Annotated in this window: 9 protein-coding genes; all 9 read left to right on the top strand. The window is 41.3% G+C overall.

Annotated features, from left to right (window positions below; genetic code table 11):
- The coding region (locus tag AC0NJG_RS11385) for an NADH-quinone oxidoreductase subunit C (protein ID WP_474063068.1) at window positions 1–843 on the top strand (843 nt) is incomplete at its 5' end.
- A gap of 4 nt (window positions 844–847) precedes the next feature.
- Entirely contained in the window at window positions 848–1948 is a 1101-nt protein-coding gene (gene nuoD, locus AC0NJG_RS11380; RefSeq protein ID WP_088325855.1) for an NADH-quinone oxidoreductase subunit NuoD, read from the top strand.
- A complete protein-coding gene (gene nuoH / locus AC0NJG_RS11375) occupies window positions 1948–2949 on the top strand; it encodes an NADH-quinone oxidoreductase subunit NuoH (protein ID WP_000573430.1) in 1002 nt (333 codons plus the stop codon). Before nuoD ends, nuoH begins: the two co-directional genes overlap by 1 nt.
- 25 nt (window positions 2950–2974) lie before the next feature.
- On the top strand, window positions 2975–3394 hold the full coding sequence (nuoI, locus tag AC0NJG_RS11370) for an NADH-quinone oxidoreductase subunit NuoI (RefSeq protein WP_000677191.1): 420 nt from the start codon (window positions 2975–2977) through the stop codon (window positions 3392–3394).
- Entirely contained in the window at window positions 3391–3915 is a 525-nt protein-coding gene (locus AC0NJG_RS11365) for an NADH-quinone oxidoreductase subunit J (RefSeq protein WP_001012803.1), read from the top strand. Before nuoI ends, AC0NJG_RS11365 begins: the two co-directional genes overlap by 4 nt.
- Window positions 3908–4222 carry an NADH-quinone oxidoreductase subunit NuoK gene (gene nuoK, locus AC0NJG_RS11360; RefSeq protein WP_000100078.1) on the top strand — a complete coding sequence of 105 codons (315 nt, stop codon included), beginning with the start codon at window positions 3908–3910 and terminating at the stop codon, window positions 4220–4222. The genes AC0NJG_RS11365 and nuoK overlap by 8 nt, the downstream gene beginning before the upstream one ends.
- A 29-nt stretch (window positions 4223–4251) precedes the next feature.
- Window positions 4252–6114 carry an NADH-quinone oxidoreductase subunit L gene (nuoL, locus tag AC0NJG_RS11355; RefSeq protein WP_173601830.1) on the top strand — a complete coding sequence of 621 codons (1863 nt, stop codon included), beginning with the start codon at window positions 4252–4254 and terminating at the stop codon, window positions 6112–6114.
- Window positions 6111–7613 (top strand): NADH-quinone oxidoreductase subunit M, encoded by a 1503-nt coding sequence (locus AC0NJG_RS11350; RefSeq protein ID WP_173601829.1) that lies wholly within the window; start codon window positions 6111–6113, stop codon window positions 7611–7613. The genes nuoL and AC0NJG_RS11350 overlap by 4 nt, the downstream gene beginning before the upstream one ends.
- A gap of 7 nt (window positions 7614–7620) precedes the next feature.
- Entirely contained in the window at window positions 7621–9135 is a 1515-nt protein-coding gene (gene nuoN / locus AC0NJG_RS11345) for an NADH-quinone oxidoreductase subunit NuoN (protein WP_373687606.1), read from the top strand.
- Window positions 9136–9183: the final 48 nt, after the last annotated feature.

The following is a 9183-nucleotide window of genomic DNA, read 5'->3' as shown; positions in this document are numbered from 1 at the left end:
GCGCTAGCAAAACAAAAAAGAGAAGGAATGGAAGAAGTAACAGAAGAAGAAAAGGTCAAAGCAAAGGCGAAGGCAGCAGCAGCCGCAAAAGCGAAAGCGGCGGCGTTAGCGAAGCAAAAAAGAGAAGGAATGGAAGAAGTAACAGAAGAAGAAAAGGCCAAGGCGAAAGCGAAGGCCGTGGCGGCCGCAAAGGCAAAAGCAGCGGCGCTAGCAAAGCAGAAAGCTTCGCAAGGTGATGGGGATTCGGGAGATGAAAAGGCGAAGGCAAAAGCAGCAGCGAAGGCAAAAGCGGCAGCGGCTGCAAGGGCGAAGACGAAGGGTGCTGAAGGTAAGAAGGAAGAGGAAGCGAAGCAGGAAGAGCCATCTGTGAATCAACCGTATTTAAATCAGTATGTTGAAGTTATTAAGGGAAAAGTAGGAGCGGGTGCTTTAGTAGATTGCTACATTAATAAACTTTCCAAAGATGTGCCAACTCTTGTAGTGGAGCCCTCAAAATATTATGAAGTAATGGAGTTACTGCGATCCCATGAGGAACTTGCATTTGATTATATGTCAGAGTTACATGCGACGGATTTTGTGACACATATGGAAGTGTATGTTCATTTATTTTCATATGGAAAGAAACAGTCAGTAGCGGTAAAGGTGAAGCTGGATAGGGAAGCGCCGCAAGTAGAATCAGTGACAGCGCTTTGGAAAGGGGCGGACTGGCCAGAGCGGGAAGCGTATGATTTGCTCGGTATTGTATTTAAGGGACATCCGAATTTATCGCGTATTTTAATGCCCGATGATTGGATAGGTCATCCACTTAGGAAAGATTATGAACCGTATGATGTGGAGGTGTAGCTAAATGATCCGTACGGAAGAAATGCTTTTGAATGTAGGTCCTCAGCATCCAAGTACGCACGGTGTGTTCAGGCTTGTTATTAAGATTGACGGGGAAATTATTAAAGAAGCTACACCGGTTATTGGATATTTGCATCGCGGGACCGAAAAGATTGCGGAGAGCTTACAGTATACGCAAATTATCCCTTATACAGATCGGATGGACTATTTATCAGCCATGACGAATAATTACGTCATTTGCCATGCTGTAGAGACGATGATGGGGCTTGAAATCCCGGAGCGAGCCGAATACTTGCGAGTACTTGCAATGGAACTTGGAAGGATTGCGAGTCATCTCGTTTGGTGGGGGACAAATCTTCTCGATATAGGAGCGGTCAGCCCGTTTTTATACGCGTTCCGTGAGCGGGAGATGATTATTAATTTATTAAACGAATTATGCGGTGCCCGGCTTACTTTTAACTATATGAGAGTCGGCGGTGTAAAGTGGGATGCGCCGGACGGTTGGATTGAAAAAGTGGCAGAATTTGTTCCGTATATGAGAGAGCAATTGGCGGGTTACCATGATCTCGTTAGTGGCAATGAGATTTTCTTAAATCGTGTAAAAGGCGTTGGTATATATAGCGAAGAAGATGCAATTTCGTATTCTTTAAGCGGAGCGAATTTGCGGTGCACCGGAGTAAACTGGGATCTTCGCAAGGATGAACCGTACTCCATTTACGACCGTTTTGATTTCGATATTCCTGTTGGGAGCGTGGGGGATGCTTGGGATCGCTACGTTTGCCGCATGCAGGAAATTGAGGAGTCCTTAAAAATTGTCGAGCAAGCTGTCCAGCAGTTCCCGAAAGAAGGAGCAGTACTTGCGAAAGTACCGAAGATTATTAAGGCTCCTAAAGGGGAAGCATTCGTCCGTATAGAGTCGCCGCGAGGAGAGATTGGTTGCTATATTGCTAGTGACGGAAAGAAAGAGCCATACCGTTTGAAGTTTCGCAGGCCGTCTTTTTACAATTTGCAAATTTTACCGAAGTTATTGAAAGGTGAAAACATCGCCAATTTAATTACGATTTTAGGTGGAGTGGATATTGTACTTGGGGAGGTTGATGGCTAATGATTGAAACGCTCTTACAATCACCTTCTAGCTGGACGAATTTCTTCATTTTTTTCGGATTAGCGGTGCTCCTATTATTTGCAGTCCTTGGCTTCGTTACATATGGTATTTTGGCAGAAAGGAAAGTGATGGGGTTTATGCAAGGGCGGATTGGGCCAAACCAAGTTGGAGGCCGGTTTGGTCTGCTGCAAACGGTAGCCGATGTTTTAAAACTATTACTGAAAGAGGATAGTATTCCGAAGGCGGCAGATAAACCGTTATTTATATTAGCGCCTGTCATTGCATTCGCTCCAGCATTTATGGTGCTTGCAGTCATCCCGTTTACTGATAAATTTCAGTTCGCAGATATTGGCGTAGGTTTACTGTATTACATTGCTGTTTCTGGCATTACGACGATTGGTGTCGTAACCGGAGGATGGGCATCGAATAATAAATATTCCCTTTTAGGGGGGATGCGCGCAGCGGCGCAAATGATTTCTTATGAAATTCCGCTCGTAATGAGTGTAATCGGGATCGTTTTATTAGCTGGTAGCCTAAATTTAAATGAAATCGTAGCAGCGCAGGAGAATGTTTGGTACATTTTCGTGCAACCAATCGGTTTCGTCGTATTTTTAATCGCAGCGGTAGCAGAGTTAAATAGGACGCCGTTTGATTTACCAGAAGCTGAGTCGGAGCTTGTTTCTGGATATCATACGGAATACTCAGGGTTTCGCTGGGCGTTTTTCATGCTTTCAGAGTACGTATATTTCTTCGGGATGGCATCTTTAATTACTGTGCTCTTTTTAGGCGGATGGAATCCAGTTATGTTCCTTGGCTTCATCCCAGGTGCCGTATGGTTTGCTTTAAAGTTTAGCAGTGTAGTTTTTCTGTTAATTTGGTTCCGCGTTACGTTTCCGCGTATAAGAGGTGATCAGTTAATGGAGTTTGGCTGGAAAGTATTATTGCCAATTGCACTTGCAAATATTTTCTTAACGGCATTGATTAAGGAGTTATTCTTCTAATCTATGAAGGGGGTGCCAGTAAGAGATGAAAGGGCTATTTAAAGGATTAAAATATACACTAAGCAATTTGAGTAAGAAGAAGGTGACTTATGATTATCCGAATCAACCGTTGCCATTGCCAGATCGTTTTCGAGGGATTCAAAAGTTTTATCCAGAAAAGTGTATTGTTTGTAACCAGTGCTCCAATATTTGTCCGACAGACTGTATTCAGTTAACGGGGAAAAAACATCCGGATCCTACGAAAAAAGGAAAAATTATCGACACGTACGATATTAATTTTGAAATTTGTATTCTTTGTGATTTATGTACAGAAGTTTGTCCGACAGAGGCAATTGTCATGACAAATAATTTTGAACTCGCGGAATATTCACGTGATGACTTATTTAAAAATTTGCAGTGGCTTGACGAAAACGACGAAAACGTCAGGAAGGAGAATAAGGCATGAATGGCGAGTTTATAGCATTCTTTATACTATCCTTGTCTGCAATTATCGGCGGCGTTCTTATGTTGAATTTGACGAAAGTCATGCATATGATGCTAGCTCTCGTTCTGACATTTCTCAGTATTGCAGGTTTGTACTTTCTTTTATCAGCTGAATTTATCGGGGTTGCACAAATTTTACTTTACTCGGGTGCGATCACAATTATTATGATTTTTGGCATTATGTTAACGAAACATAACGCAGAAAATGAATCACGTCTTACGCTTCGAAAATGGATTATCTTCTTTGCGGTTGTAGCATTTGGGGCAGTTATGTATTTCGCTGTTAACAATATTGATTTTGCAAATGAAAGTACACAAGGAAGTTTACCTCTCCATGAAAAAAACACACTTCAAATCGGTACACTTCTCTATTCAAAATATATTATTCCATTTGAGCTAACCTCAGTTATTTTACTTGTAGCACTTGTTGGCGCAATTATTCTTGCGAAGAAGGATGAGAAAGAGGAGGATTCCAATGAGTAGCGTTCCTGCTTCTGCATATTTAACGCTTGCGATTATTTTATTTTGCATCGGTTTATTTGGCGCTTTAACGAAGCGAAATACAGTGATTGTATTAGTTTGTATTGAATTAATGCTTAATGCAGCCAATTTAAATTTAGTAGCGTTTAGTAAATTAGGTTTGTTCCCAAATTTAACAGGGCAAATTTTCTCTCTGTTTACGATGGCCGTAGCAGCAGCGGAGGCGGCGGTAGGACTCGCCATTTTAATTGCTTTGTATCGTAATCGTACGACAGTTCATGTAGATGAAATGGATACGCTCAAAGGATAACATTGTGACCGAAAAGGGGGAAGGAAACAATGATCGATTATGCATGGCTCATACCGCTTTTCCCGCTTGTTTCGTTTTTGTTATTAATTATATTCGGGAAGAAAATTAGAGAAGGAAGCAGTGTACTTAGTATTTTCTTCGTCTTTCTCTCCTTTATATTTGCGGTACTTGTATTAATAGAACGGTTTTCGACAGTACCAGTGAAACATAAGTGGGTATGGCTTAGAGCTGGAGATATTGATATATCATTTGGCTTTGAAGTGACAGCATTAGGGGCTTTAATGCTGTTTATCGTTACCCTTGTGAGTTTACTTGTACACGTGTATTCGAAAGGTTATATGAAAGGTGAGGAAAGATTACCAACCTTTTATGCCTATTTAGGACTCTTTACATTTGCGATGCTCGGGCTTGTTATATCACCGAATTTATTACAGCTTTATATATTTTGGGAGTTAGTCGGCCTTGGTTCGTTCTTACTCATCGGTTTTTATTTCTTTAAAGAAGAAGCGAAGGCTGCCGCAAAAAAAGCTTTTATTATGACACGTATTGGAGATGTCGGTTTATTTATTGGGATGATCTTAATTTTCTGGCATGCAGGTAGTTTTGAATATGACGCAATATTTAGAGCGATTCATACGGGTGATCTTACTCCTACAATGATTACAATAACGGCGATTTTAATTTTTATCGGGGCGATGGGTAAATCAGGTCAGTTCCCGCTTCATACGTGGTTACCGGATGCAATGGAAGGGCCGACGCCTGTTTCGGCACTTATTCATGCGGCGACAATGGTCGCAGCTGGCGTATATTTAGTGGCAACGATGTTTCCGCTATTTTCAGCAAGTGCGGTGGCGATGCAGACGGTAGCACTTGTTGGCGCCTTCACTGCAATCTTTGCAGCTTCCATCGGTCTTGTACAAACGGATATAAAGAGAGTGCTCGCTTATTCTACAGTTAGCCAGCTCGGGTATATGATGCTTGCACTAGGATCTGCCGGTTATGTGGCTGGTGTGTTCCATTTAACGACACATGCTTTTTTTAAAGCATTACTATTTTTGGCAGCAGGAAGTGTCATTCATGCGGTGCATACGCAAAACATTAATAAAATGGGTGGGTTACAGAAGAAGATGAAAGTAACGGGTGCCTTATTTTTAATCGGTACTCTTGCAATTAGTGGTGTACCACTCTTTTCCGGTTTCTTTAGTAAAGATGAAATTTTAGTGGCAGCTTGGATGAACGGCAATTATGTTTTATTCGTCTTAGCAATAATTGCAGCATTCCTAACAGCGTTCTACATGTTCCGCCTATACTTTCTTGTCTTTACGGGGGAAGCAAAGACGAAGGAAGATGTGCATGAATCGCCCCGCATCATGACATATCCGATGATTGTCCTTGGCGTTCTTGCAGTCGTGGCAGGCTATATCAATACACCATGGTTTGGAACGTTTCTCGGGGATTGGCTTACGAAAGATGTAGCGTTTAAAGTGCGAGAGGCGCACGGACCAGTTTGGATTATGGTTGTTGCGACGCTCGTTTCTTTGACTGGGATTGCTCTTGCATATGTCATATATGGCAAGAAATCTATTTCTAGAGATTGGGCTGGTGGCGAGGACTCGCCTCTTTATAAACTTTTGAAAGAAAAATATTATGTGGATGAACTATACAATATGACGGTGCTTCCTATTACGAAAGGAATCGCTCATGTGCTTCGCCTATTTGAAGTGTATGTAGTCGAAGGAATTGCCGTTTTAATAGGGAGCTTAGTGAAAGGGATAAGTGCAATTGGCTCTAGACTCCAAAATGGAAATGTACAAGTGTACGGGACTGTAACAGCTGTTTCACTTGCAGTACTCTTCATTATTTTGCTCTATACGGGAGGGGATTTACGATGAATGATTTGTTATTAACGTTCTTCATTTTTTCCCCGCTTTTAGGAATTCTCTTACTTACATTAACACCGAAAAAAGAATCGCGTACAGTGCGAGCGCTCGGTTTATTTGGAACGGTGCTTCCATTTGGAATCGCTATCGTCCTCGCTTGTACATATGCTTCTGGAAAGAGTTTGTCTCTATTTGATGAAAAAGTGAAATGGATTACATTTGGGGATTTTGCAGCGGTGGATAAAAGGTGGTTTTCCATTTATTACGAGCTTGGTATTGATGGTTTATCGCTCGTTATGATGGTACTAACGGCCCTTCTAGCAATGCTTGCAGCAATTGCAGCATTTACTATTAAAAGAAACTTGAAAGCATTTTATATGCTGTTACTCATGTTAGAAATAGGGATGCTCGGTGTCTTCGCTGCTCAAAATTTAATGTTGTTCTTTGTCTTCTTTGAAATTACATTGCCACCGATGTTTTTATTAATTGGGAAGTGGGGGAAATTGTCGAGTGAAAAGGCTGCTTATAGTTATTTAATATATAACGGCATTGGCTCCGCTATTTTGCTCATCGTTTTCTCGGTTTTATTTGCGAAAACAGGTACAACCAATATTACAGAGCTTAAAGAAATATTAACGAGTGTAGGTGCTGGTGGAGGAATGGCTGTCCCAAATAGCTTACAGTTCGGTTTGTTTCTTAGTATAATGATTGCTTTTGCAATTAAGCTACCCGTTTTCCCGTTACATCGCTGGATGGTCAATGTACATATTGAAGCACATCCGGCTGTAGTTATGCTTCATGCAGGTGTTTTACTGAAGATTGGAGCATACGGTATAATCCGCTTCGGACAGGGGTTATTCCCGGAATACTTTCGCGAGTTTGCAACGCTCATTGCGATTTTAGGGGTCATCAATTTATTGTACGGAGCCTTCTTAGCGCTCATTCAAACGGACTTCCGGAAGGTGCTTGCTTACTCTAGTATTTCACATATGGGTATTGTATTAATGGGCCTTGGGGCGTTAAATGCACCAGGTACACAAGGCGCTTTATTCCAAGTTGTTTCGCACGGTTTAATTGCAGCCTTACTCTTTTTCTTACTTGGTGTTATAGAACAGCGCTTTGGAACGTCGGATATTACAGCGCTTGGCGGACTTGCAAAAAGTGTACCGGTACTTAGCGGCTTCTTCTTAGCGGGAGGAATGGCATCGCTTGGATTGCCAGGGATGTCCGGATTTGTTAGCGAATTTCTTGTCTTTCTCGGTTTATTCCAAGGAGAGCCAGTCGTTGCAGCGGCCGGAGTACTTGGTATCATTTTAACCGCTGTATACGTATTAAGAGCAACACTGCAAGTAACATTTGGTAAGAAAGAGTGGGAAGCGAAAGCTGATATACACGGTTGGGAGTATGTTCCTATATTGCTACTTATCTTCTGCATTATTGCAATTGGCGTAATGCCAGAAATACTAGGGGATCCGCTTCAAAATACGTTGAAAACATTGGGGGTGAAGTAGGATGGATATGGATACGTTACTTAGCTTATCGTGGCATCTCATGGTGCCAGAATTCATTATTCTCGGGGCTGCCATCCTTCTTTCCATATGTGATTTGTTTTTTAAGCTGAACCATAGATACGTAGCACTTGGTGCAATCGCGGCGGTCGTATTAGCAATCGTGTCACTAATTACGCTATATAGCGAACCAGCGGGAGATATTTTAAATGGATCATTTGTGTTAGATGGATTTTCAAAAGGATTTAAAACGTTGTTGTTAGGCGGGGCGGTCCTCATTTTATGCATCGCAATGAGCGATGATAAGAAAAATCCAATTGAAGATAAGGGAGAATATTATTACTTATTTTTAATGGCGCTTCTTGGGGCGATGTTTATGGCTTCTAGCGTTGATTTTATTACACTTTTCGTCGGTTTAGAATTGCTTTCACTTTCTTCCTACATTTTAGTAGGAATACGAAAAAAGAACCGTACATCAAATGAGGCAGCAATGAAATATGTCATTAACGGAGGGATTGGAACGGCAATTACGCTCTTTGGAATGAGTTATTTATACGGTATCACAGGGTCCACTAATATCGTGGATATGCAAAAAGTATTCTCAGGGGAGCTTGCTGATGGTATTCAGTTATTGTTAGCTCTTGCATTTCTACTATTACTCGTTGGGCTTTCATTCAAAATTGCGACAGTGCCGTTTCATATGTGGGCGCCTGATGTGTATGAGGGAGCGGCTACACCTGTTACTGCTTTTCTTGGAACGATTTCTAAAATTGCTGGGTTCTTACTCATTATTCGTCTGTTCCTCATGGTTTTTGCAAGTGTATCGGTGCAAGGAGACATGCAATCTTTATACGGACGTATGAGCATATACATCGCTGTGCTAGCTAGTATTACGATGATTATTGGAAATGTAGTCGCATTAAAGCAATATAACGTAAAACGCCTATTTGCTTATTCAGGAATCGCGCATGCAGGATATTTACTCGTACCCCTTGTAGCATTATCACCATTTACGATGGATAGCATGTGGTTTTACATGCTTGCGTACATGCTTATGAATATAGGCGCGTTTGCAATTATCCACGGCTTAATCTTACAAAGCGATAAAGAAAATATGACCATTTTCACTGGATTATATAAAAGGTCACCATTTACAGCGATTGTGATGACAATTTTTATTTTATCGCTAGCAGGGATACCAGGAACAGCTGGGTTCATTGGGAAAATTAATATCTTTTTAGGGGCCCTTCATGTAGAGCCAGCCCATTACGTACTAGCTTCTATTATGATGGGGACGACAGTCATTTCATTCGTATATTATTTCCGTATTTTACAGCAAATGTTTTTCCGTACGGGAGAAGTAGAAGAGAAAATTCGTTTGCCACTCAATATAAAGGTTGTGATGAGCCTTTGCGCAATTTCAATTGTAATACTAGGGATTATGCCGATGATTGGGTACAATTTCTTTTATGAATATTTTCCATTAATGAAAGATTTCTTCTTCTTAGGGAACGTGGTACAATAGTGAAAATAAAAGGTGTGGAGTCGTTACTCTGCGCTTTTTATTTTGTGT

This window comes from Bacillus sp. SSR7 (assembly GCF_055902415.1).
This window is presented reverse-complemented; position numbering and strand designations above follow the sequence as displayed.

Excerpts from the sequence above, each read along its gene's own strand:
- nuoL (WP_173601830.1), top strand. The coding sequence starts at position 4,252 with ATGATCGATTATGCATGGCTCATACCGCTTTTCCCGCTTGTTTCGTTT.
- nuoN (WP_373687606.1), top strand. The coding sequence starts at position 7,621 with ATGGATACGTTACTTAGCTTATCGTGGCATCTCATGGTGCCAGAATTC.
- nuoH (WP_000573430.1), top strand. The coding sequence starts at position 1,948 with ATGATTGAAACGCTCTTACAATCACCTTCTAGCTGGACGAATTTCTTC.
- AC0NJG_RS11365 (WP_001012803.1), top strand. The coding sequence starts at position 3,391 with ATGAATGGCGAGTTTATAGCATTCTTTATACTATCCTTGTCTGCAATT.
- nuoI (WP_000677191.1), top strand. The coding sequence starts at position 2,975 with ATGAAAGGGCTATTTAAAGGATTAAAATATACACTAAGCAATTTGAGT.
- nuoD (WP_088325855.1), top strand. The coding sequence starts at position 848 with ATGATCCGTACGGAAGAAATGCTTTTGAATGTAGGTCCTCAGCATCCA.
- AC0NJG_RS11350 (WP_173601829.1), top strand. The coding sequence starts at position 6,111 with ATGAATGATTTGTTATTAACGTTCTTCATTTTTTCCCCGCTTTTAGGA.
- nuoK (WP_000100078.1), top strand. The coding sequence starts at position 3,908 with ATGAGTAGCGTTCCTGCTTCTGCATATTTAACGCTTGCGATTATTTTA.